Genomic DNA, 22084 nt, shown 5'->3' on the forward strand with positions numbered 1-22084 from the left:
GGATGATACGAGGTCGGCCCCGGGCCGGCCCCCGCGCGGCTCAGAAGCCCCAGAGCGCCAGCTCGTCGATGATCGTCGCGAGGCTCGGGTGCTTCACGAGCTCCTCGTGGAGCCAGCCGTGGCGTTCCTTGACGGACGCCATCTCCTCGCGCGCGCGGGCGGCGTCGCCGCCCGCCGCGGCGTCGCGGAGGCGCTCGACGGCGGCCTGCTCCTCGACGTCGAGGCGGCCGTCCAGATCGCGGCGGACCGCGTCGAACGCCTCGTGGACCCGCGCGCCGTCCCTCGCGTCTTCCCGATCGTCCGCCATGGCCTCAGCCTCCCTGCACGACGGCGATCTTCGCCTCGGCGAAGGCGACGTCGGCGTTGACGGCGTCGAGCTCTTCCTGCCCGACCACGCCGAGCCGCCGGACCTCCCCTTCGCTCTGCGCCTCGCGCGCCGCGGTGGCGTCGATGCCGTCCTTCTCGGCGGCGAGATCCGCAAGGACGCGGACGGCGTCCCCCGCCACCTCGACGAACCCGCCGCGGACGGCGACGGCCGTCTTCTTCCCGCCGTCGGTCCAGGTGACGCGCCCCACGCCGAGAAGCGCGACGAGCGGCGTGTGACCCGGGAGGATCCCGAGCTCGCCGAGCTCGCCCGGCAGCGACACGGAGTCGCACGCGACACGCTCCACGACGGAGCGCTCCGGCGTGACGACCGTCAGCGTGAGGTGGCCGGGCTCCGCCACGGCCTCAGGCCTCGCCCGCCTTCTTCATCCTCTCGTAGCGCTCGAGGACGTCCTCGATCGTCCCCTGCAGGAGGAACGCCTGCTCGGGCACCTCGTCGTGCTTGCCCTCGACGATCTCCTTGAACGAGCGGATGGTGTCGGCGATCTTGACGTACTTGCCGGGCAGGCCGGTGAACTGCTCGGCGACGTGGAAGGGCTGCGAGAGGAACCGCTGGATCTTCCGGGCCCGCGCGACGACGAGCTTGTCGTCCTCCGAGAGCTCGTCGATGCCGAGGATCGCGATGATGTCCTGCAGGTCCTTGTACTTCTGGAGGATCTGCTGGACCTGCCGGGCCACGGCGTAGTGCTCCTCGCCGACGGTCATCGGCGAGAGGATCTTCGACGTCGAGGCGAGCGGGTCGACGGCCGGGTAGATGCCGAGCTCGGCGATCTGCCGCGAGAGGACCGTCGTCGCGTCGAGGTGGGCGAACGCGGTGGCCGGGGCCGGGTCGGTCAGGTCGTCGGCCGGGACGTAGATCGCCTGGACCGACGTGATCGAGCCCTTCTTCGTCGAGGTGATCCGCTCCTGCAGCTCGCCCATCTCGGTCGCGAGGTTCGGCTGGTAGCCGACGGCGGAGGGCATGCGCCCGAGGAGGGCCGAGACCTCCGAGCCCGCCTGCGTGAAGCGGAAGATGTTGTCGATGAAGAGGAGGACGTCCTTCCCCTCGGTGTCGCGAAACCACTCGGCGACGGTGAGGCCCGTCAGGCCGACGCGCAGGCGCGCCCCCGGCGGCTCGGTCATCTGCCCGTAGATGAGCGAGCACTTGGACTTCTTCCAGTCGTGCGGGTCGATGACGCCCGACTCGGTCATCTCGAGCCAGAGGTCGTTGCCCTCGCGGGTCCGCTCGCCGACGCCGGCGAAGACGGAGTAGCCGCCCGCCGCCTTGGCGACGTTGTTGATCAGCTCCTGGATGAGGACGGTCTTGCCGACGCCCGCGCCGCCGAAGAGGCCCGTCTTGCCCCCCTTCGTGTACGGCTCGAGGAGGTCGATGACCTTGATGCCCGTCTCGAACATCTCGACGGAGGTCTTCTGCTCGTCGTAGGCGGGCGCGTGGCGGTGGATCGGCCAGCGCTCCTTCGTGTTCACGGGCCCGAGCCCGTCGACCGGCTCGCCGATGACGTTCAGGATCCGCCCGAGCGTCTCGGGTCCGACCGGGACCGTGATCGGCTGCCCGAGGTCGAGGGCCCTCATCCCGCGGACGAGGCCGTCCGCCGGCTTCATCGAGATGCAGCGGACCCGGTTCTCGCCGAGGTGCTGGGCGACCTCGGTCATCAGGTCGATCGGGATCGTGGAGAGGCCGTCCGGGTCGGTGATGTGGACGGCGTTCAGGATGGACGGCAGGTGCCCGCCCGGGAACTCCACGTCGACGGTGGCGCCGATGACCTGGACGACTTTGCCTTCGATGGCCATGTTCTACCTCTGCGGCCGGCGGGGCCGGGAGCACTCGTGGGACGGGAACGTGGAGCGAGATCTCATTTCAGCGCTTCTGCCCCGGAGACGATCTCGATGAGCTCCTTCGTGATCTTCGCCTGGCGCGCCCGGTTGTAGGTGAGGGTGAGCGAGTCGATCATCTCGCCCGCGTTCTTCGTCGCCGACTCCATCGCCGTCATCCGCGCGGCGTTCTCGGCCGCGTTCGACTCGAGCAGGACCCGGAACAGCTGGAACTCGACGTGCCGCGGGAGGAGCCGCCCGAGGATGACGTCCGGCCCCGGCTCGAAGATGTAGTCGGTTCCGCCTTCGTTCGCCCCGAGCTCGCCGAGCTCGATCGGGAGGAGGCGCTTCACGCCGACGATCTGCGAGATGACGCTCTTGAACTCGTTGAAGACGACGTAGACCGCGTCGACCTCGCCCTGGGTGAAGCGGGCGGCGAGGGAGCGGGCGACCTCGGCGGCCGTGTCGTAGCCGAACCGCTGGAAGAGGCCGGGTCGGGCTTCGAGGATGGGCACCGTCCTGCGCTTCCAGAAGTCGGTCCCCTTGCGGCCCAGCGTCACGAGAGAGACCTCGACACCGGCCTTCTTCTTCTCGCGGACGAAGGCTCCGGCCGCCCTGTTCACGTTCGTGTTGAATGCGCCGCAGAGCCCCTTGTCGCCCGTGACGACGACGAGGACGACCTTCTTCTCCTCGCGCTGGGCCAGGAGCGGATGGGCCGGGGCGCCGTCCTCGCGGGGCGGGATGCGCCCCGTCACGGAGGCGAGGGTCGCTCCGAGCGTCGCGGCGTAGGGGCGCGCGGCGATGACCCGCTCCTGGGACCGGCGGAGCTTCGACGCGGCGACCATCTTCATCGCCTTCGTGATCTGCTGCGTCGACTTGACGCTGCGGATCCGCCGCCGGATGTCGATCAGGTTCGGCATGGCGTTTCCGGCGTCAGGCCTTCGCGCTCGGGTTGTCGGCGAGGAAGAGCTTCTTGGCCTCCGAGACGGCGGCCGCCAGCCCTTCCTCGAGCTCCTTCGTCATCTTCTTGGCGACGCGGACCTCGTCGAGGAGGGCGGTGCGCTCGGAGGTGAGGTACCGGTGGAGGACCTTCTCGAAGGGGAGGACCGCCTCGACGCGCAGGTCGTCGAGGAAGCCCTTCGTTCCGGCGAAGACCGAGGCGACCTGGAGCGCGACGTCCATCGGGACGAAGACGTTCTGCTTGAGGATCTCGGTGAGGCGCTTGCCGCGGTTCAGCTGGCTCTGGGTCGCCTTGTCGAGGTCGGAGCCGAACTGCGCGAAGGCGGCGAGCTCGCGGTACTGGGCGAGGTCGAGGCGGAGCGTGCCGGAGACCGTCCGCATCGCGCGGACCTGCGCCGAGCCGCCGACGCGGGAGACCGAGATGCCGACGTTGATGGCCGGCCGCTGGCCCGCGTAGAAGAGGTCCGACTCGAGGAAGATCTGGCCGTCGGTGATCGAGATGACGTTCGTCGGGATGTAGGCCGAGACGTCGTTCGCCTGCGTCTCGATGATCGGGAGCGCCGTCAGCGACCCGCCGCCGAGCTCGTCGTTCAGCTTCGAGGCGCGCTCGAGCAGGCGGCTGTGGAGGTAGAAGACGTCGCCGGGATACGCCTCGCGGCCCGGCGGGCGGCGCAGGAGGAGCGAAATCTCGCGGTACGAGGCCGCCTGCTTGGAGAGGTCGTCGTAGATCACGAGGACGTGTCCGCCGGGGTTGTCCTTGCTGGCGGGCTTGCCGTCCTTGCCGGTGAACTGGAAGTACTCGCCCATCGCGCAGCCGGCGTAGGGGGCGATGTACTGGAGCGGGGCCGGGTCGGAGGCGCTCGCGGCGACGATGATCGTGTGCTCCATCGCGCCGTTGGCCTCGAGCGTCTGGACGACCTGCGCGACGGTCGAGCTCTTCTGCCCGATCGCGACGTAGATGCAGACGACGCCCTTGCCCTTCTGGTTGATGATCGCGTCGAGCGCGACGGAGGTCTTGCCCGTCTGGCGGTCGCCGATGATCAGCTCGCGCTGGCCGCGGCCGATCGGGATCATCGCGTCGATCGCCTTGAGCCCCGTCTGCATCGGCTCCTTGACGGGCTGCCGGTCGACGACGCCCGGTGCGATCCGCTCGTTCGGGTAGTACGCCGCCGCCTCGATCGGCCCCTTGCCGTCGAGCGGCTGGCCGAGCGGGTCGACGACGCGGCCGATGACCGCCGGGCCGACCGGGACGGAGATGATCCGCTTCGTCCGGCGGACCTCGTGCCCCTCGCGGATCTTCGACGTGTCGCCCATGAGGACGCAGCCGACGTCTTCCTCCTCGAGGTTCAGGGCGAGACCGAAGACGTCGTTGGGAAACTCCAGGAGCTCGCCCGCCATGACCTTGTCGAGGCCGTAGACGCGGGCGATGCCGTCGCCGACGGAGAGGACGGTCCCGACCTCGGCGGTGTCGATGCCGCGGTCGAGCCCGGCGAGCTGCGCCTTGATGAGCTGCGTGATTTCGCGTGCGCTGATGTCGGTCATTGCGGCGTCTCTTTCCTCGTCCTGTGGTGGATCACGCGGCCCCGGAGGCGCCCTCCAGGGCCTTTCGCGCCCGCGTGAGCCGGTGCGAAAGGGAGGCGTCGAAGACCTCGCTCCCGAGACGGACGACGAAGCCCGACAGGAGCGAGGGGTCGAGTTCGGTGCGGAGCCTCACGCGCGTCCCTGTGCGCGCCTCGAGGGCCTCGCGGATCCCCTTCTCGGCATCCTCGCCGAGCGGTGCGACGGACCGGACCGTCGCCTGGACGACGCCCCGCTCCACGTCGAGCTGCTCGCGGATCGCCTCGAGGACGTTCGCGAGCTTCAGGATGCGCCCACGATCCAGGAGCGCTCGCAGAAGGCGCCCCGCGACCTCGGGCGCCTTTGCGGTTTCCGCGAGGGCCGCGACGAGGCCCCGCTTCTGGGTCCGGCCGTACCCGGGATTCGCGAGGAAGTCGCGGAGCTCCTCGGAGCCCTGGAGCGCCCGGGCGACCGTGTCGAGGGACGGGAGGAGCGCTTCGACGGCGTCGGGCGACCCGGCGACCGCGAAGAGGGCGTCGACGTAGGGCCTCGCGAAGGCGGAACCGGCGGCCTTCATCGGGCGTCTCCGGCGAGGTTCTTGACGCCTTCGGCGACGAGTCTCGTCTGGTCGTCGGGCGTCACGTTCTTCACGACGAGCTCCCGGGCGAGCTCGACGGCGAGGTCCGCAGCGTAGGCCGTGAGCTCGTTTCGCGCCGACCGCACCCTGGCGTCGAGCTCTGCGCGCGTGCGCGCGACGACCCGCTCGCTCTCCTCGACGGCCCGGGCGGCGATCTCCTTCTCCTCCGCCACGGCCTGCTCCCGCGCGTGGAGCCTGAGCGCCTCGATCTCGGCTTCGATCTTCACGAGGCGCTCGCCGACCTCCCGGGCCAGAGTCTGGGCCCGGTCGCGGTCTTCTTCCGCCTTGCGCAGCGTTTCGGCGACGTCGAGGCGCCGCTTCTCGAAGAACTGCCCCAGCGGCTTGCGGAGGAGCCAGACGAGGAGCGCGATGAACGCGAGGAAGTTCAGCGTCTGCCAGAAGGGGTAGGGAAGGCCGAGGAAGGTGGCCGGGCCCTCCGCTCCGCCGGCAAGGAGACGCGCGAGCAGCGAGGCCGGCATCAGGCCACCTTTCGTCCGAGGGCGTAGCTCGCGATCTCGCCGGCGATCGCCTTCGTCTCCGCGCCGAGCTGCTGGCGCGCGGCGAGCACCTCGCGTTCGAGATTCGCCTGCGCCTCTCGCGCCACGACCCGCGACTTCTCCCGGGCCTCTTCGAGGAGCGCCTGTCGGCGTTCACCGGCGGCCGCCCGGGCGGCCTCCCGGTGCGCGAGCGCCTCGCGCCTGGCCTCCGTGAGGCGGCGGTCGAGGTCGACGGCGACCTCTCGCTGCCTCTCGAGGGCCGCTTCCGAGGCCGCGCGCGCGGCATCGACGCGTTGCTCCCGCGCGGCCAGGACGGCGCCGAGCGGCGACAACAGGAATTTCCTCAGGACCAGGTAGGTGGCCCAGAAGATGATGACGACGAGAAAAAGGGAGAGGTCGGGCAGTTGCATCGCTCGTTCCGCTCTCAGGGGCCGCTGCGGGGTCCGCCCCCGGGCGCACCGCGATCCGGAACTCCGCACGGGGGCCGTGTTTATGCCACAGGGAGGCCGTGCCGGTCAACGCAAGGGCCCCGGGGCGGAGCTACCATGCGCCGCTGGAGCGGCCGGCGGATGGCGAACCAAGAACAGATCGATCGATTGAAAAAGGCGTTTCGGGTCGCCAGCGCGGCCTGGGACCGGGCGGCGGAACGGACGGTCCCAGGCGAGATCGCCTGTCGCGCGGGCTGCTTCGGGTGTTGCGTCGGTCTCTTCGACATCTCCCTTTCTGAAGCGGTGCTCGTGCGAGAGGGCGTCGCCCGGCTCACCGTCGGAGACCGGGAGGACGTCATCGGCCGGGCTCGGCGCATCGTCGAGGAGTCCGCGACGGCCTTTCCCGGGGACCCGCGCACCGGTTTGCTCGACCCCGATCGCAGCGAGGACGCCGACGACGACTACTTCGCCGTCGTGGCCGATCGCGCCTGCCCGATGCTGGAGCTTCCTTCGGGACGCTGCCGCATCTACGAAGAGCGGCCGATCACCTGCCGCACCTACGGGTTCGCCTGGTCGCGGGACGGCGCCGTCTTTCACCCGCCGTGCGGCCTGAACCTCCCCGGAGCCTCCGGGGAGCGCCAGCTGGAGACGTCTGTCGACATCGACGTCCTCGACCAGGCCGAGGACGTCGCCGCTGAGCTCGCCACCGGGCTTGGGATCGAGCCGGGTTGCGAGACGACGATTCCGCACGCCGTCCTCGGGACCGCGTTCGGGCCGGCGCCCGGCTGATCAGCTTTTCTTCGGCGCGGGGGAGACCGAGATCGCGGGGATGGCCGGGTCCGAAGCGGTACCGGGCGCCCGGCCGACCTGCGGTCCGGTCTCGACCGGCCCCTGGATCACGGCACCGTCCTCGACGAGGAGCGAGGGCGTGTGAATCTCGGCCTGGAGGCGCGCCCCCGCGTGGACCTCGACCCGCTCGCGGGCGTAGATCACGCCGCGGACGTTTCCGGAGACCGAGAGGCGACCGACGTGGATCTCGGCGTCGATCGCGGCGCCGTCCCCGATGATCAGTTCGTTCTTCGTGACGACCTTCCCTTTCAGGACGCCGTCGATCCGGAACGTGTCTTCGAACGTGAGGGTCCCCTCGAAGCGGGCTCCCCTGTCGAGAAAGCCGTTGAGGGTGCCGCCCCCCTTCCGCCCGCCGATCACCCGCCCCCTCCGACGAGTCGCTCGAAGAGGCCGATGAGCTGCTCCTCGGAGTAGAAGGAGAGGCGGACCTCGCCCCCCTTCTTCCGGCGCCGGATTTCGACCTTGGTCCCGAGGGACCGCTGGAGCCTCTGCTCGGCATCCCGGGTGTCGGGGTCGTTGTCGGGACCGCTCGCCTTCTTCTTCGGCGCACCCTCGAGGACCTCCTGGACCCGCGCTTCGGCCGCCCGGACCGAAAGACCCCTGCGAATGAACTCCCTCGCGAGGGTTTCCTGGTCGGCGGCCGACGGGAGCGAGAGGAGAGTGCGGGCATGACCGGCCGACAGGAGCCCGTCCTCGACCTGGGCGCGGACCTCCGCCGGGAGCTTGAGAAGCCGCATGGCGTTCGAGACCGTGGTCCGGTCCTTCCCCACCCGCTCGGCGATCTCGTCCTGGGTCATCCCGAACTTGTCCTTCAGGTGCCAGTACGACTCCGCCTCTTCCATCGCGGTCAGGTCGCGGCGCTGGATGTTCTCGATGAGCGCGACGAGGAGATGGTCTCGATCCTCGAGCCCCTCCTTGACGAGGACCGGGACGCGGGTGAGGCCCGCGAGGCGGGCGGCCCGGACCCGGCGCTCTCCTGCCAGGATCCGGAAGCGGTCGGCATCGCGGGTGACGAGGATCGGCTGGAGGATCCCGGTCTCCTTGATCGAGCGGGCCAGCTCCTCGAGACCGTCGTCGTCGAACCTCCGGCGCGGCTGCTGGCGATTCGCCTCGAGGTGATCGAGGTCGACCATCTGGACCGAGACACCTGGCCGGGATTCGGGGGTGCCGGGTCTCGCCGCCGGGATGAGGGCGGAGAGTCCTTTTCCGAGGGCGGGTCTCTTCGTCACGGCTTCCCTCCGTTCCCCCCGGCGAGGTCGCGCCGCAGGAGCTCTCGCGCGATGGCGAGATACGCCTCCGCCCCGCGGGATCGGATGTCGTAGAGAAAGATCGGCTTTCCGAACGACGGGGCCTCCCCGAGGCGCACGTTCCGGGGCACCGCGGGTTCGAGGAAGGCGGCGCCGAAGTACCGGCGGATCTCGTCCAGGACCTGGCGGGACAGGTTCAACCGCTCGTCCCACATGGTCGCGACGACCCCGGCGATTCCGAGGCGGGGATTCAGGTTCTCGCGAACCCTCTCGATCGTCGCGACGAGCTCTGAGACCCCCTCGAGCGCGTAGTACTCGCACTGGATCGGAACGATGACCCCGTCGACGGCCGTGAGGGCGTTCAGGGTCAGGAGCCCGAGGGACGGGGGACAGTCGACTATGACGTAGTCGAAGTCGTCCTCGAGGGCGTCGAGCCTCCCGGCGAGGAGGTACTCCCGGTTCTCGACGTTCACGAGCTCGATCTCGGCCCCGACGAGCTCGCGGGAGGCGGGAACGAGGGTCAGAAGCGGGAGCGCCGTCGTCCGCGCGACCTCGCTCCAGGACGCGTTGCCGAGAATCCAGTCGTAGACGGTCCTCTCGAGCTCCCCTTTGTCGATCCCGAGGCCGCCCGTCGTGTTCCCTTGCGGGTCGAAGTCGACCAGGAGGACCCGTTTCTCGAGGATCGCGAGGGCGGCGGCGAGACTGATCGCCGTCGTCGTCTTGCCCACCCCCCCCTTCTGGTTCGCCACCGCAAGACGTTTCACGTGAAACACTCCACCCGCGCGATGCCGCGTCGGTCCGCCCCCGGACTCTTCATAAAGCGGACGATCGCCCCGGGCAGCGCCCGCCGGACATCCTCGAGGAGGGGTTCGCTCGTCCAGAGAAGGGCAACGGCCCCTCGCGCGAGGGCCGGTCGGGCCGCGCGGACGATCTCCCCGGCGCTGGCGACGGCGCGACTCGTCAGGAGATGGCAGGGCGGGACGTGTCTCATCAACGCAAGCGCGGGACCGGGGAATCTAGCGTTCACCACCCGGGCCGTCAATCCAAGGGCCCCGACGGCCTCTTCCAGGAATCGCGCCTTCTTGCCGACCGACTCGACGAGAACCCCCTTCAGGTCCCGCCGGGCCAGGAGAAGCGGAATCGCCGGGAACCCCCCACCCGAACCGATGTCCAGGAGCACCAGCCCTGCGCTGGCAGCAGAGGGGAGAAGCGGGAGAGCCTCGAGTGCGTCGAGCAGGTGGCGCTCGACGAGCGTCTCGGGGCACGCCTCCTTTCTGGAGACGAGATTCATCTCTGCATTCACCCGGAGGAGGAGGGCAAGATACGCCGCGAACACGTCCGTCGCGGGGAGCGCGATCTCCAGCCCCCGCCGGATCAGCCCATCCCGGACCATCCCGTCCAGCTCCTTCACGGCCCCGCCCTTCGCTGGGCGGCTGCGAGCCGCGCCAAGAGGAGCGTCACCGCCGCCGGTGTCACGCCCGGAATCCGGCCGGCCTGGCCCAGCGTCCGGGGCCGGTGTCGCTCGAGCTTCTCGGCCGCCTCGGCCGACAACCCGGGGACCCCCGCGTACCGGAACCCGGGCGGAACGGTTCGTTCTCCGGAACGCCGCACCCTCTCGATCACTTCGACCTCCCGCTTCAGGAACCCCTCGTAGCGCACTTCGTTCACGAGCCGTTCCCATTCCTCGCCGTCCAGACCGCCGAGCGGCTCCGGGAGCCGTTCCTCGAGCCACGCCCGGATCGTCGCCGGCGCGTCCGGCCGCCGGAGGAGACCGGCGGCGGTCGTCTCTTCCGAGATTCCGATCCCGTGTACCTCGAGCTCGGCTTGCGTCCCGCGGTCCGGGAGAACTCTCGACTGGGCCAGCGCCGCCCGCGCCCGTCCCTGCCGCGCTTCCCGCTCCAGCACCGGCGCAGCCTCCTCCTCGGAGAGGAGTCCGCAGGCGACACCCTTCGCCGTGAGCCGGGCATACGCGGTGTCTCCACCCAGGAGGAGCCGGTGCTCGGCTCGCGAGGTCATCAGTCGGTAGGGCTCTTCGGCTCCGAGCGTCACGAGGTCGTCGATCATCACCCCGATGTAGGCCTCGTGCCGGCCGAGCGTGAACGGACCCCGCTCCCGCCGGCCGGCCTCGAGCCCCGCGTTCACGCCCGCCACGAGTCCCTGCCCGGCGGCCTCCTCGTAGCCGGACGTGCCGTTCACCTGTCCGGCCAGGAAGAGCCCCGGCAGGGCCCGCACCGCCAGTGTGTCCTCGAGCTGCTCCGGAAAGACGACGTCGTACTCGACGGCGTAGGCCGGCCGGAGGATCTCCGCGCGCTCCAGCCCCGGGATGCTCCGGACCACGGCCTCCTGTACGTCCGCGGGGAGCGACATGGAGAGTCCGCTCAGGTAGGTCCATTCCGTATCGAGCCCCTCGGGCTCGATGAAGATCTGGTGCCGGTCGCGTTCCGCAAATCGGATGACCTTGTCCTCGATTGACGGACAGTATCGGGGGCCCCTCCCGCGGATGACCCCGGAGTAGAGAGGGGACCGGCCCAGATTCGTCCGGATCAGGTCGTGGGTCCGCTCCGTCGTGTGTGTCAGGAAACAGTCGACCTGGCGAAGTCGCGGAAAGTGCTCCGCCCGGCTGCGGAACGAGAATGCCCGGGGAACGGCGTCACCACGCGACCGAACCGTTTTTGTGCGATCGATTGATTCCGCGGCAACGCGGGGCGGCGTCCCGGTCTTCATCCTGCCGAGCCGTAGACCGAGGTCCCGAAGAGCGTCCGAGAGCCCGGCGCACGGCGCCTCCCCCCACCGCCCCGCGTCCTGCCGCTCGGCCCCGACGTGAATCAGCCCTCGAAGAAACGTCCCGCTCGTCACGACCGCGGCGCGGCAGGAGATCTCCTCTCCGTCCTCGAGCCGCAGGCCCGCGAGACGCCCGCCCGCGACGAGAAATCCCGCGGCCGCACCTTCCCTCAGCTCCAGGTTCGGCTGCGTCGCGAGCCGGCCCGCCACCTCCCGCGAATAGGCGGCCTTGTCCGACTGGCAGCGCAGGCCCTGCACGGCCGGGCCGCGCGAGGCGTTCAGCACCTTGAACTGGATTCCCGTCCTGTCCGCGGCCCAGCCCATGAGCCCCCCGAGGGCGTCGACCTCCCGCACCGTCTGGCCCTTCGCGAGGCCGCCAACGGCCGGGTTACAGCTCATCCGCGCGATCGCCGACAGGTCCCGCGTCAGGAGGAGCGTCCGGCAGCCCAGCCGCGCAGCGGCCCACGCCGCTTCGGTCCCGGCGTGCCCCCCTCCGACCACGACGACCTCGTAGCGCGCTCTCATTTGCCGACGCAGAACGTGGAGAAGATCCGGTCGAGCAGCTCTTCGGTCGCCGTTTCGCCCGTGATCTCCCCCAGCGCGTGAAGCCCCGCCCGCACCGCCGCCGCCACCATCTCGGCCGGATCGGAAGGCGACACCCCCGCCAGCGCTCCGGCCGCCCGGAGCAGCGCTTCGCGCTGGCGCGGCAGCGCGCCGTGAACGCCCGTTTCGTCTCCGCGGCCGAGCCGGAGCCCGATCTCGCGCCGGAGCGCGGGCAATCCCTCGCCCGTCCTCGCGCTGACGCGCAGCTCACCGTCCCGAACGGACCCCGACAGGTCCGCCTTCGTCCCCAGGACGAGGACCGGCACTCCGTCCGGGAGCCCGTCCGGGCCGGGTCCCGCGTCTCCCGCCTCCCGGGCCAGGAGAAGAAGATCCGCGCCCGCGGCGGCCCTCACGGTCGCCTCGACCCCGAGCCGCTCGAGCCGCTCCACCGTCTCTCGGAGGCCCGCCGTGTCGACCAGCCGCACGCGCTCGCCGGCGATCTCGACGACCTCGGCAACCGCGTCCCGCGTCGTTCCCGCCACCTCCGTCACGAGGACCCGGTCCTCGCCGAGCAGCGCGTTGAAGAGCGTCGACTTCCCCGCGTTCGGGGCGCCCACGATCACGACCGTCGGAAGAGCCTCCCCGGGCCTGCCCACGCCGACCTCCGACGCCAGCACGAGCAGCGCCGCCCGCACCGCATCGACCCGCGAGAGCGCGGCCGCCTCGCCGTCGGGCTCGACGTCCTCGGCAAAATCCAGCCGGGCCTCGATCTCCACCAGGGCGGCCAGCAGCTCCTCCCGAAGGGAATCCACCCGCCTCGAAAGGTCGCCTCGAACCAGCCCGAGCGCGCGGCGCGCTTCTCCCCGGCTCGACGCGGCCGCGAGCTGCCCGACCCCTTCGGCTCTCGCCAGATCGAGCTTGCCGTTGACGACGGCGCGCCGCGTGAACTCGCCCGGCCGCGCCCGGCGCGCGCCCTGCCGCACGGCGGCGCACACGAGCGCCTCGACGATTGCAGGGGAGCCGTGCGCCTGGAGCTCGACGACCTCTTCGCCGGTCGCCGAAGCGGGCGCCTCGAACCAGATCACGAGCCCCTCGTCGACGACGCTCCCCTCCTCGTCCACGAACGGGGAGAGACAGGCCCGCCGAGATACCGGCTGCAGGGCAAGCCGCGGCGCCACCCGCCTCGCGATCGCCAGGGTGGGGCCGGGCGGGCCGCTCAGCCGGACGATCGCGAGCGCGCCCACCCCCGGGGGCGTCGCCCGGGCGACGAGGACGTCGCTCTCGCCTGCGGCATCTGCGACGAGCGGAGGCACCGTCTTGGACCCTCCGCCCGCGCGCCCCGCCGCTTCGTCACGCCTTCGTCGCCTTCGGCCTCATCCCGAGGTCCGTGTAGCGCTCGAGGAGGAGCTGCTGGGCGATGGAGAGGACGTTCTGGACGAGCCAGTAGAGAACGAGCCCCGACGGCATGTCCTTGAACATGAAGCCCATGACGAGCGGGAGGAAGCCCATGACCCGCTTCGTCATCGCGTCGCCCGTGGCCGGCATCATCTGCTGCTGCAGCCACATGGTCAGCGTCATCAGGATCGGCGTGACGTAGTAGGGGTCCTTCGCGGAAAGGTCCTGGATCCAGAGCGCGAACGGCGCGTGACGCAGGTCGATCGCGTGGCTGAGGAGGTTGTAGAACGCGATGAGGATCGGCATCTGCAGGAGGAGAGGGAGACACCCGCCCGCCGGGTTCACCTTCTCCGTCTTGTAGAGGGCCATCGTCTCCTCGTTCATCTTCACGCGCGCCTGCGGGTCCGACTTGAGCTTCGGCGTCCACTTCAGGCGGATCGCCTCGATCTTCGGCTGCAGAGAGCTCATCTTCTTCATCGAGACGAGCTGCTTCCACGTCAGCGGGAAGAGCAGGATCTTGATGACGATCGTCGCCAGGATGATCGCGACGCCCCAGTTCGGAATCGCGGCGTGGAACTGCTTCAGGAGCCAGAGCAGCGGCGCGACGACGACCGCGAACCACCCGTAGTCGATCAGCTTTTCCATCCCGGGCCGCACGTCGCGCAGGATGTCGATGTCCTTGGGTCCGAAATAGAGGCCGGCTTCGACCGTTCCGGCTCCGGAAAGCACGACCTCGGTCTCGGCCAGCGGCTCCACCGCGGCGCCCGGCACGCCCCCGGCCGCAGCGGCGGCCGCCACGACGAGCCCGACCGGGCGCAGCGTCACGCTCTCCGAGGCGCCGGGCAGGAACGCGGCGACGAAGTAGTTGTCCTCGAGCCCCGCCGCGATGAGACCGGAACCGACCGGGACGGGCTCTTTCAGCCCGTCCTTCGCCTTCCTCGTGACGGAGCGGCTCGCGGAGAGGGTGACGCTCGAGCCCGGCTTCGTGTACCGGTTCTCGAGCTCGGCCTGCGACGGGTTTCCGATGCCAGGACCGAGGACGACGCCCACGGGCCGCCCGGAACCGCCTTCCCTCTCGACCTTGAGCCCGAGGAGGTATCCGGTGCCGAAGGTGTAGGTCCGGGTCACGCCCTGTCCGTCCGCCTCGCGGTACCGGAAGCGGACGACGGTTCCCTTCGCCCCTTCCTCGACGGTCGTCTCGTGGAGAGCGGCCGCCGCGCGCGCGAGGAACGGATCGCTCGGGTCGTACACGACGGTCCGGCCCGCGAACGGCGCGTCCTTGCGGACCAGCTCCAGCGTTCCCTTCTCGTCCGCTCCGCGGAACCGCGACAGCTGGGCCGACACGACCTCCCCGCCGCGGTTCGAGAGCCGCAGCGCGAGGACCTCGTTCTTCAGCGTCACTTCCCGCGGCTCCGCCGCCACGACCGGCGCGACGGCGACCAGCGGCGCGGGCTCCGTGGCCGCGGCGACTCCCGCGGCCACGGGCGCCGCCGCCGGCACGCTCGTCGTCGCCACGGTGGGCCGCGGCGGCACCGCCGCCCGGGGCGCCGGCTTCGGCGCAGGGAAGACCAGGGTCCAGAGAATCAGGATTGCGGCGGAGAGGCCGAAAGCCACGGCGAGACGTTTCGAATCCAATGGAAGCTCCTCGAAGGCGGGTCAGGGAACCGGGTCGAACCCGCCCGGGTGGAACGGGTGGCAACGGGCAAGGCGCAGGACCGAGAGCCACGCCCCCTTCAGGAGGCCGTGGCGGAGGATCGACTCCCGAGCGTACTCCGAACAGGTCGGCTGGAACCGGCAGGCCGGAGGGAGAAGGGGCGAGATGAATCTCTTGTAGAGAGACAGGAGCGCAACAGCGCAACGCGCGGCGACGCCGGCCTGTGCGACACCGGGGTGCACGTCCGCGTCGCCGGTCACGGCGCTCCTCCCGCCCCCGCGCGGGCGACAAGCTTGTCGAAGTCCCGCGAGAGGTCCGGGAAGGAGATCTTCTCCGCTCCGGCCCGGACGTTCACGACCACGTCGGCCGCGCCGCTCAGGCCGGAGTGCCTCCGAAACAGCTCGCGGAGCCTCCGCCGAAGGCGGTTCCTCACGACGGCGGACCCGGTCTTCTTCGTGATCGTCACGCCGAGCCGCGCGCAGGGTCCGGCGGCGGGACGGACGAAAAAGACCAGCCACCGGCCGACGAAACGTCGGCCGGTGGCGTAAGTTTCCAGATAGTCCGCCCTGCGAAGCACGCGGCGGCCCCTCCCGAACGACTCGGAGCCCCGTGTCGCAAGGGCGTCGCGACCGGGCCCGCTGGGTTCGGAAAGCATGGGACGGGAAGGCCCGCCGGAAGCGGCGGAGTCCTCGGGCGCCTCAGACGGCGAGGCGCTTCCGACCCTTGGCCCGGCGCCGGGCGAGCACGGCCCGGCCGTTCTTCGTCCTCATCCGGACGAGGAAGCCGTGCGTCTTGTGACGGCGGCGGTTGTTGGGCTGAAAGGTTCTCTTCATGACACCACCTCTCCCGCTGCGGGGAGCGCAGGCGGCGGATTCTCCGGGACTCGCCGGCCGCTGTCAACCGCAGAGCCCGGCCGGCGCCCCCCGGCCCCCGGTTCCTCACCGCAGTACGGCCGGCCGACCAGGGGCGCGTGCTAGCATCCCCCCCCGCTCCGCCGAGCGGTTCTCCTTTCTCACATCGGTGGAGATGCCGTGGACAAATCGACCTCCTGGGAGAAAATTCTCGAGCACCTGAAGTCCCGGGTGGACGAGCGCGACTTCGACACCTGGTTCCGCGGAACCCGGCAGAAGCTCGAGACGACAGACGCCGTCTACGTCCTCATCGGCAGCCCCCTCTTCATCGACTACATCCCGCGTGAGTACGGGGACCAGATCGGTGACGCGGCCCGCCTCGCGGGGATCGGGAACCGCGAGATCCGCTTCGTTCTCGAGGGCCAGGACGACTATCGGGCCGCGGTCTCTCCCGTCCGTCCCCAGGCGGCGCCGAGGTCCAAGGTCGGGGACCTGAATCCCCTCTACACCTTCGAGCACTTCGTCATCGGCGCCTCCAACCAGCTCGCCCACGCCGCCGCCCTTCACGTCGCAGATCAGACCTCCCACCGGTACAACCCCCTCTTCATCTGCGGCCCGACGGGCCTGGGCAAGACCCACCTGATGCAGGCCATCGGCCACCGTCGCCTTTCCCGGCGGCCCGGAGAGCGGGTTCTCTACGTCTACTCGGAGACCTTCGTGAAGGAGGTCGTCACCGGCATCCGGTTCAACAGGATGGATCAGGTCCGGCAGCGCCTCCTGAACGCGGACGTCCTCCTCTTCGACGACGTCCAGTTCCTCGCCGGGAAGGCCACCACGGAAGACGAACTCTTCCAGACCTTCAACGCGCTCTATTCCGTCGGTAGCCAGATCGCCTTCACATCGGACGTCCTTCCCCGGGACATCCCCGGCCTCACCGACCGGATGAAGAGCCGGTTCGAGGGCGGCCTGGTCGTCGACATCCAGCCCCCGGACTTCGAGACGAAAGTCGCCATCCTCCGCCACAAGGCCGAGGTCGCCCAGGTCGAGCTCGACGACGACACCGCCTACTTCCTCGCCGCCAAGATCAAGACCCACGTCCGGGAGCTGGAGAGCTACTTCAACCGTGTCGTCCTCGTCTCCTCGATGCGGGGAGAGCCGATCACCCGGGATCTCGCCCATGAGGCGCTTCGCGGCATCCTCCCCGACGAGTCCCAGAAGACCGGTCCCGCCGAGATCCTCAAGGCCGTCGCCGGCCACTACGGCCTGAAGCCCGCCGAACTGAGGGCCCGGACGAAGCGTGAGGCGATCGTCTTCCCCCGGCAGGTCGCCATGTACGTCCTGAAGGAGTCGATCGGCCTCTCCCTGCCCGAGATCGGCCGGCTCTTCGGCGACAAGCACCACACGACGGCCCTGCACTCGATCCGGAAGATCACCGCCCGGAGGGAAGAGGACCCCGACTTCGATCGCGAAGTCGCGGCCCTCGTCGCGCAATTCCGGTGATCCGGGAGGTGTAACTCCTGTGCGATCCGTATCCCGGCCTTCCCGCTCTTCCGGACCCTGCCGCGATCTGCACAGCCCGGGGCTCGGATCTCCACACCTTCGACCAGCGGCCAAACCCTGTTCGAACGAGCCTTTCCGGGACCTTCCCACAGGTCAGGAGTCCCCCTTCTACTACTTCTGTAACTCTTACAGTGCTAGAATTTAAGAGAATGTTGGAGGGGATGTGGAGCTGACACTTCCGGCGGCCACGCTGTCCCGAGAGATGAGCCTCATGCAGGGTGTGGTGGAGCGGCGAACGCCCCATCAGATTCTCTCGAATGTTCTCCTCGAGGCACGTGACCAGACGCTGACCCTGACCGCGACGGACCTCGACACCACGTTCGTGTCGGAGATAGAGTCGCTCTCGCTCAAGACCGGTGGTGCCGTCACGGTGCCTGCGCGACGGCTCTTCGACGTCGTCCGAGACCTTCCGGCGACCGCTGAAGTGCGTCTGCGCGTTCTCGAGAACCACCACGTCCAGATCGACTGCAAGGAACCGAAGCTGAGGATTCGCCTCAACGGGCTCCCGGCGACCGATTTTCCGACGCGGCCCGAAGCGGCCGGCGGGCCGACGCTCTCCCTCAAGTTCGGCGCCCTCCGTCGCATGGTCGAGAAGGTCCGTTTCGCCGTCTCCACCGAGGAGATCCGCCTGCAGCTGCAGGGAGCCCTCCTCAAGCCCAAGGACGGCGGTCTCGAGATGGCCGCCACCGACGGCCACCGCCTCGCGCTCATCGAGGTCGAGGACGCCACGGCCGAGACCGGCTTCGAGGCGATCCTCGTCTCCAAGAAGGTCCTCGACGAGCTCTCCCGGCTCGACGCCGACGACGAGACCCCCGTCACGATCGTCCGCGGAACGAACCACATCGGCTTCACCGTCGGGCGCCGGCGCATCTACTCCAAGCTCGACGACCGCAGGTTCCCCGACTACGAAAAGGTCATCAGCAAGGACAACACGAAAAGAGCGACCGTCGTCCGCGAGGAGCTTCTCGGCGCGGTGCGGAGGATCTCGCTCCTCTCCGGAGATCGCCTGAAGGCGGTCAGCCTCACGTTCAAGGAAGGGGCGCTCGTCGTCTCCTCCGAGAGCCAGGACGTCGGCGACGGGGACCAGGAGATCGCCGCCGAATACGAGGCCGACACGATCACGCTCCGTCTGAACTCGCGGTACCTCGAGCAGTTCCTCGAGGCCTGCGAGACGGAGAAGGTCCACCTCTTCGTGAAGGACGAGGGCTCCCAGTGCCAGGGACGTCCGGCGGAGCCGGTCCCGGGTCTGAAGAGCTACCTCTACGTCGTGATGCCGATGCGCGTCTGAGGGGGTGCGCGGCGACACGTGGAGATCGAAGCCCTCACGGTCGAGGCCTTTCGTAACCTCACCCCGTCCCGTCACGGCTTTCACCCGCGCATGAATCTCCTCGTGGGCGCCAACGGACAGGGAAAGACCAACGTGCTCGAGAGTCTGGCTCTCGTTTCCGGACGCCCGTCCTTCCGTACGGCGGATCTGGCCGACGTCGTGCGCGCCGGCGAAGAGACGGCTGCCGTCTCCGTGCGCCTTTCGGGCGAGGCGGACGGCGCGCTCGGCGCGCTTCTCTCGCGGGGCCGCCGCGAGCACGCCTGGAACGGGAAGAAGGTCTCGCGCCTCGAAGCCAGCCGGAAGCTGCCGATCGTCTTCCTCACCGCCGCGGATCTCGGTCGCCTCGGGGGACCGCCCTCCGAGCGGCGGCGCGCGCTCGACCGGGTCGCCGTCGCGCTGGAGCCAGGACTCGCCGCCGCGTTTCGCCGGTACGAGAAGGCGCGCGCCGAAAGGGTCGCGCTCCTCGCCGCCCCGGGGAGACCCGACCGCGACGCCCTTTCCTCGTTCGAGGAGATCCTCTCCGACACGGGCGCCGCCATCGCGGCGGCCCGCCGCCGGCGCATCGGACCTCTCGGCAGGCGCCTCGCCGAAACCGCGCGACTCCTCGGCTCGCCGTGGAGCGACGTCTCCCTCCGCCTCGTCTCCGATCTTCCCGCCGAGGGGAGCCTCGAGGAGCTCGCCGACGCGCTCCGCCGCGGCCTGAGACAGCGCGAGGAAACGGACCGGCGCGCGGGACGGGCTCTCTTCGGACCTCACCGGGACGACGTACGCGTCGAGTCCGGGCCGACGCCCCTCTCGACGAGGGCGTCCTCCGGGGAGACCCGGACGCTCGTCCTGGCCTGGGCGCTGGCGGAGCGGGCGCTCCTCGCCGAGGCCTCCGGAGCGCTTCCGGTCTTCGCCTTCGACGATTTCGATTCCGAGTGGGACCCGGCTGTCCTGACGCGCTTCGCCGAAGCGCTTCCGGACGACGGCCAGGTCTTCCTCACCTCGGCGCGCGCCTCCGTCGCCCGCGCCCTGCCCCTCCCGGCGGGCGCCGTCTGGGCCGTGGACGCGGGAGACCTTTCCCCGTCAGGCCCGCTGGCCGGCCGTTCCCGCCTCGTCTCCCCCGCCGCCGCGGGGCCACAGGAAAGGTCCGAAGATGTCCTCGATTCCTGATCCGGACGCTCCTCCCGCCGAGGAGCGCGACACGAGCTACGGCACCGAGTCGATCAAGCTCCTCAAGGGGCTCGAGGCGGTGCGCAAGCGGCCCGGGATGTACATCGGCAACACCGACGACATCACGGGCCTCCACCACATGGTCACCGAGCTCGTCGACAACGCCATCGACGAGGCGCAGGCGGGCTACTGCGACCGGGTGACGGTGACCGTCCACCCCGACGAGACCGTGACCGTCGAGGACAACGGCCGCGGCATCCCGGTCGGGCTCCACCCGGTCCACAACCGCGAGACGCTCGAGATCATCCTCACGGACCTCCACTCCGGCGGGAAGTTCGACGACAACGCCTACAAGGTCTCCGGCGGTCTCCACGGCGTCGGCCTCTCCGTCGTGAACGCCCTCTCCTCCTCCCTCCTGGTCGAGGTCCGCCGGGAGGGGCGCGTCTGGCAGCAGCCCTACGCGAAGGGAAAGCCGCTGCAGCCGATCCGGGAAGTGGGCCGCACGAACAAGACGGGAACGAAGCTCACGTTCCAGGCGGACCCGGAGATCTTCTCGGTCCGCTCCTACAGCTTCGACGCCCTGTCCCAGCGCCTGCGCGAGCTCGCCTTCCTCAACCCCGGCGTCACGATCGAGGTCGTCGACGAGCGGGACGAGAAGGGAGAGCGCAAGCACCTCTTCCGCTACGAGGGAGGCATCTCCTCCTTCGTCGACCACCTGAACAAGAACCGCGAGAAGCTCCACGAGAGCGTCATCTTCTTCACGGACGTGAAGGACGCCACGGGGGACCCGAAGGTCGACGCCAAGGGCGAGCGTCTCGACGTGGCCCTCCAGTGGAACGACGGCTACCAGGAGCAGATCTTCTGCTTCACGAACACGATCTCGAACAAGGACGGCGGCACGCATCTCGAGGGGCTGAAGACGGCCCTGACCCGCGCGATCCAGAAGTACGCGGAAGCCAACAACCTCACGAAGAACCTCAAGGAGACGACGCTCTCCGGCGACGACTGCCGCGAGGGGCTCACGGCGGTCGTCTCCCTGAAGATCCGCGACCCGAAGTTCTCCTCCCAGACGAAGGAGAAGCTCGTCTCGCAGGAAGCCAAGACGTGGGTGCAGACCGTCACCTACGAGCGCCTCTCGACCTTCTTCGAGGAGAACCCGAAGGTCGCCCGCCGGATCGTCGACAAGATCATCGAGGCCGCCCGCGCCCGCGAGGCCGCCCGCCGCGCCCGCGAGCTCGTGCGGCGCAAGGGGGCCCTCGACGGCGCCGGGCTCCCGGGCAAGCTCGCCGACTGCCAGGAAGCGGACCCGGCCCTCTCCGAGATCTTCATCGTCGAGGGCGACTCGGCCGGCGGCTCGGCCAAGCAGGGGCGCGACCGGAAGACGCAGGCGATCCTGCCCCTCAAGGGGAAGATCCTGAACGTCGAGAAGGCGCGCTTCGACAAGATGCTCGCCTTCGCCGAGATCCGCACGCTCATCCTCGCCCTCGGGGCGGGCATCGGCGAGGAGTTCGACGTCGAGAAGATCCGCTACCACAAGATCGTCCTGATGACGGACGCCGACGTCGACGGCTCGCACATCCGGACGCTCCTCCTGACGTTCTTCTTCCGGCAGATGCGCGCCGCGATCGAGCGCGGATACCTCTACATCGCGCAGCCGCCGCTCTACAAGATCGTCGACGGCAAGCGCGAGTCGTTCCTCAAGGACGACAAGGAGTACGCCCGCTTCCTCCTCGCGCGGATCGGCGACGACCGCTCGCTCGTCACCGAGCCGACCGGGACCGCGGTGTCCGGCGCCGGTCTCGTGCGCCTCTTCTCCGACGCCCAGGAGTGGCTCTCCCTCGTGAAGCGACTCTCCCTGCGGGGGATCCCCGAGGAGCTTCTGCGTGCGCTCGTGAAGGCGGGTGCCGGCCCCGAGGCGGCGCGCGACCGCGCGGCCCTCGAGGCGATCGCGGCAGGCCTTCCGGCCGACCTGAAGACCGAGGTCGTCCCCGAGGAGGAGCACGGGGGCTTCGCCCTCCACGTCTCGCGCGAGACGAACGGCGTCACGCGCAAGGCCGTCGTCGACGCCACCTTCCTCGGGGGCTTCGACGTCCGCCGGGCCGGAGAGCTCGCCGCGCTCCTCGACGGCTTCCTCGACGGACCGTACGTGCTCCGCCGCAAGGACGACGAGAAACGCGTCGGGACCCTTGCCGAGGCGGCCGAAGCGATCCTCGACAGCGCCAAGAAGGGGCTCACGGCGAGCCGCTACAAGGGCCTCGGCGAGATGAACCCCGAGACCCTCTGGGAGACGACGATGAACCCCGCCTCGCGGCGCTTCCTGCAGGTCCGGGTCGAGGACGCCGTCGAGGCCGACGAGCTCTTCACCATCCTGATGGGGGACGCCGTCGAGCCCCGCCGCGCCTTCATCGAAGCCAACGCGCTCGCGGCGACGAACCTGGACATCTGAC

At 69.9% G+C, this 22084-nt stretch carries 23 protein-coding genes; 5 read left to right on the forward strand and 18 right to left on the reverse strand.

The genetic code is table 11. The annotated features are described in order from the left end of the window. Positions 1-40 precede the first annotated feature (40 nt). The 8 genes from IPN03_06995 to IPN03_07030 form a co-directional block, all read right to left on the reverse strand. Positions 41-307, reverse strand: a complete 267-nt coding sequence (locus IPN03_06995; GenBank protein ID MBK9373472.1) for a hypothetical protein — start codon at positions 305-307, stop codon at positions 41-43. 4 nt (positions 308-311) lie between these two features. Beyond that, entirely contained in the window at positions 312-725 is a 414-nt protein-coding gene (gene atpC / locus IPN03_07000) for an ATP synthase F1 subunit epsilon (GenBank protein ID MBK9373473.1), read from the reverse strand. Positions 726-729: 4 nt separating this feature from the next. Then, entirely contained in the window at positions 730-2175 is a 1446-nt protein-coding gene (gene atpD, locus IPN03_07005) for a F0F1 ATP synthase subunit beta (GenBank protein MBK9373474.1), read from the reverse strand. A 62-nt stretch (positions 2176-2237) separates the two neighbouring features. Further along, positions 2238-3116: an ATP synthase F1 subunit gamma gene (gene atpG / locus IPN03_07010; GenBank protein ID MBK9373475.1), complete on the reverse strand. Its 879-nt coding sequence runs from the start codon at positions 3114-3116 to the stop codon at positions 2238-2240. A 13-nt stretch (positions 3117-3129) separates the two neighbouring features. Then, positions 3130-4698: a F0F1 ATP synthase subunit alpha gene (locus IPN03_07015; GenBank protein ID MBK9373476.1), complete on the reverse strand. Its 1569-nt coding sequence runs from the start codon at positions 4696-4698 to the stop codon at positions 3130-3132. 31 nt (positions 4699-4729) lie between these two features. Beyond that, positions 4730-5290, reverse strand: coding sequence for an ATP synthase F1 subunit delta (atpH, locus tag IPN03_07020; GenBank protein ID MBK9373477.1), 561 nt, complete (start codon positions 5288-5290; stop codon positions 4730-4732). Beyond that, the gene (gene atpF, locus IPN03_07025) at positions 5287-5829 is read right to left on the reverse strand and encodes a F0F1 ATP synthase subunit B (GenBank protein ID MBK9373478.1); all 543 of its coding nucleotides are present in this window, start codon (positions 5827-5829) and stop codon (positions 5287-5289) included. Before atpF ends, atpH begins: the two co-directional genes overlap by 4 nt. Continuing rightward, the gene (locus IPN03_07030; protein MBK9373479.1) at positions 5829-6257 is read right to left on the reverse strand and encodes a hypothetical protein; all 429 of its coding nucleotides are present in this window, start codon (positions 6255-6257) and stop codon (positions 5829-5831) included. The genes atpF and IPN03_07030 overlap by 1 nt, the downstream gene beginning before the upstream one ends. Positions 6258-6443: 186 nt before the next feature. On the opposite strand from IPN03_07030, the gene IPN03_07035 reads away from it, so the two are divergent. Then, entirely contained in the window at positions 6444-7064 is a 621-nt protein-coding gene (locus IPN03_07035) for a YkgJ family cysteine cluster protein (protein ID MBK9373480.1), read from the forward strand. On the opposite strand, the gene IPN03_07040 is transcribed toward IPN03_07035, so the two are convergent. The 10 genes from IPN03_07040 to rpmH form a co-directional block, all read right to left on the reverse strand. Next, positions 7065-7484 (reverse strand): polymer-forming cytoskeletal protein, encoded by a 420-nt coding sequence (locus tag IPN03_07040; GenBank protein ID MBK9373481.1) that lies wholly within the window; start codon positions 7482-7484, stop codon positions 7065-7067. Then, on the reverse strand, positions 7481-8353 hold the full coding sequence (locus tag IPN03_07045) for a ParB/RepB/Spo0J family partition protein (GenBank protein MBK9373482.1): 873 nt from the start codon (positions 8351-8353) through the stop codon (positions 7481-7483). The genes IPN03_07040 and IPN03_07045 overlap by 4 nt, the downstream gene beginning before the upstream one ends. Then, positions 8350-9135 carry a ParA family protein gene (locus IPN03_07050; protein ID MBK9373483.1) on the reverse strand — a complete coding sequence of 262 codons (786 nt, stop codon included), beginning with the start codon at positions 9133-9135 and terminating at the stop codon, positions 8350-8352. The genes IPN03_07045 and IPN03_07050 overlap by 4 nt, the downstream gene beginning before the upstream one ends. Further along, entirely contained in the window at positions 9132-9782 is a 651-nt protein-coding gene (locus IPN03_07055; GenBank protein MBK9373484.1) for a class I SAM-dependent methyltransferase, read from the reverse strand. The genes IPN03_07050 and IPN03_07055 overlap by 4 nt, the downstream gene beginning before the upstream one ends. After that, positions 9779-11677, reverse strand: a complete 1899-nt coding sequence (mnmG, locus tag IPN03_07060) for a tRNA uridine-5-carboxymethylaminomethyl(34) synthesis enzyme MnmG (protein ID MBK9373485.1) — start codon at positions 11675-11677, stop codon at positions 9779-9781. The genes IPN03_07055 and mnmG overlap by 4 nt, the downstream gene beginning before the upstream one ends. Then, entirely contained in the window at positions 11674-12705 is a 1032-nt protein-coding gene (locus IPN03_07065; GenBank protein MBK9373486.1) for a GTP-binding protein, read from the reverse strand. The genes mnmG and IPN03_07065 overlap by 4 nt, the downstream gene beginning before the upstream one ends. 340 nt (positions 12706-13045) lie before the next feature. After that, entirely contained in the window at positions 13046-14725 is a 1680-nt protein-coding gene (gene yidC / locus IPN03_07070) for a membrane protein insertase YidC (protein ID MBK9373487.1), read from the reverse strand. A gap of 21 nt (positions 14726-14746) precedes the next feature. Further along, positions 14747-14986: a membrane protein insertion efficiency factor YidD gene (gene yidD, locus IPN03_07075; protein MBK9373488.1), complete on the reverse strand. Its 240-nt coding sequence runs from the start codon at positions 14984-14986 to the stop codon at positions 14747-14749. Positions 14987-15000: 14 nt separating this feature from the next. Continuing rightward, on the reverse strand, positions 15001-15321 hold the full coding sequence (gene rnpA / locus IPN03_07080; protein ID MBK9373489.1) for a ribonuclease P protein component: 321 nt from the start codon (positions 15319-15321) through the stop codon (positions 15001-15003). A gap of 121 nt (positions 15322-15442) precedes the next feature. Beyond that, positions 15443-15577: a 50S ribosomal protein L34 gene (rpmH, locus tag IPN03_07085; GenBank protein MBK9373490.1), complete on the reverse strand. Its 135-nt coding sequence runs from the start codon at positions 15575-15577 to the stop codon at positions 15443-15445. 198 nt (positions 15578-15775) lie between these two features. On the opposite strand from rpmH, the gene dnaA reads away from it, so the two are divergent. The 4 genes from dnaA to gyrB all read left to right on the forward strand — a co-directional run bounded on the left by dnaA (position 15776) and on the right by gyrB (position 22083). Further along, entirely contained in the window at positions 15776-17095 is a 1320-nt protein-coding gene (gene dnaA / locus IPN03_07090; protein ID MBK9373491.1) for a chromosomal replication initiator protein DnaA, read from the forward strand. A 223-nt stretch (positions 17096-17318) separates the two neighbouring features. Then, a complete protein-coding gene (gene dnaN / locus IPN03_07095; GenBank protein ID MBK9373492.1) occupies positions 17319-18443 on the forward strand; it encodes a DNA polymerase III subunit beta in 1125 nt (374 codons plus the stop codon). A gap of 18 nt (positions 18444-18461) precedes the next feature. Then, positions 18462-19637 carry a DNA replication and repair protein RecF gene (gene recF, locus IPN03_07100; GenBank protein MBK9373493.1) on the forward strand — a complete coding sequence of 392 codons (1176 nt, stop codon included), beginning with the start codon at positions 18462-18464 and terminating at the stop codon, positions 19635-19637. Continuing rightward, complete coding sequence (gene gyrB / locus IPN03_07105; protein ID MBK9373494.1) at positions 19621-22083, forward strand: DNA topoisomerase (ATP-hydrolyzing) subunit B; 2463 nt, start codon at positions 19621-19623, stop codon at positions 22081-22083. Before recF ends, gyrB begins: the two co-directional genes overlap by 17 nt. The last annotated feature ends 1 nt before the right edge of the window (position 22084 follow it).

This window comes from Holophagales bacterium (assembly GCA_016719485.1).
Lineage (GTDB): Bacteria > Acidobacteriota > Thermoanaerobaculia > UBA5066 > UBA5066 > UBA5066.

Coding starts and splice junctions, on each gene's coding strand:
- IPN03_06995 (MBK9373472.1), bottom strand. CDS start 307: ATGGCGGACGATCGGGAAGACGCGAGGGACGGCGCGCGGGTCCACGAG.
- atpD (MBK9373474.1), bottom strand. CDS start 2,175: ATGGCCATCGAAGGCAAAGTCGTCCAGGTCATCGGCGCCACCGTCGAC.
- atpG (MBK9373475.1), bottom strand. CDS start 3,116: ATGCCGAACCTGATCGACATCCGGCGGCGGATCCGCAGCGTCAAGTCG.
- IPN03_07015 (MBK9373476.1), bottom strand. CDS start 4,698: ATGACCGACATCAGCGCACGCGAAATCACGCAGCTCATCAAGGCGCAG.
- atpH (MBK9373477.1), bottom strand. CDS start 5,290: ATGAAGGCCGCCGGTTCCGCCTTCGCGAGGCCCTACGTCGACGCCCTC.
- atpF (MBK9373478.1), bottom strand. CDS start 5,829: ATGCCGGCCTCGCTGCTCGCGCGTCTCCTTGCCGGCGGAGCGGAGGGC.
- IPN03_07030 (MBK9373479.1), bottom strand. CDS start 6,257: ATGCAACTGCCCGACCTCTCCCTTTTTCTCGTCGTCATCATCTTCTGG.
- mnmG (MBK9373485.1), bottom strand. CDS start 11,677: ATGAGAGCGCGCTACGAGGTCGTCGTGGTCGGAGGGGGGCACGCCGGG.
- rpmH (MBK9373490.1), bottom strand. CDS start 15,577: ATGAAGAGAACCTTTCAGCCCAACAACCGCCGCCGTCACAAGACGCAC.
- gyrB (MBK9373494.1), top strand. CDS start 19,621: ATGTCCTCGATTCCTGATCCGGACGCTCCTCCCGCCGAGGAGCGCGAC.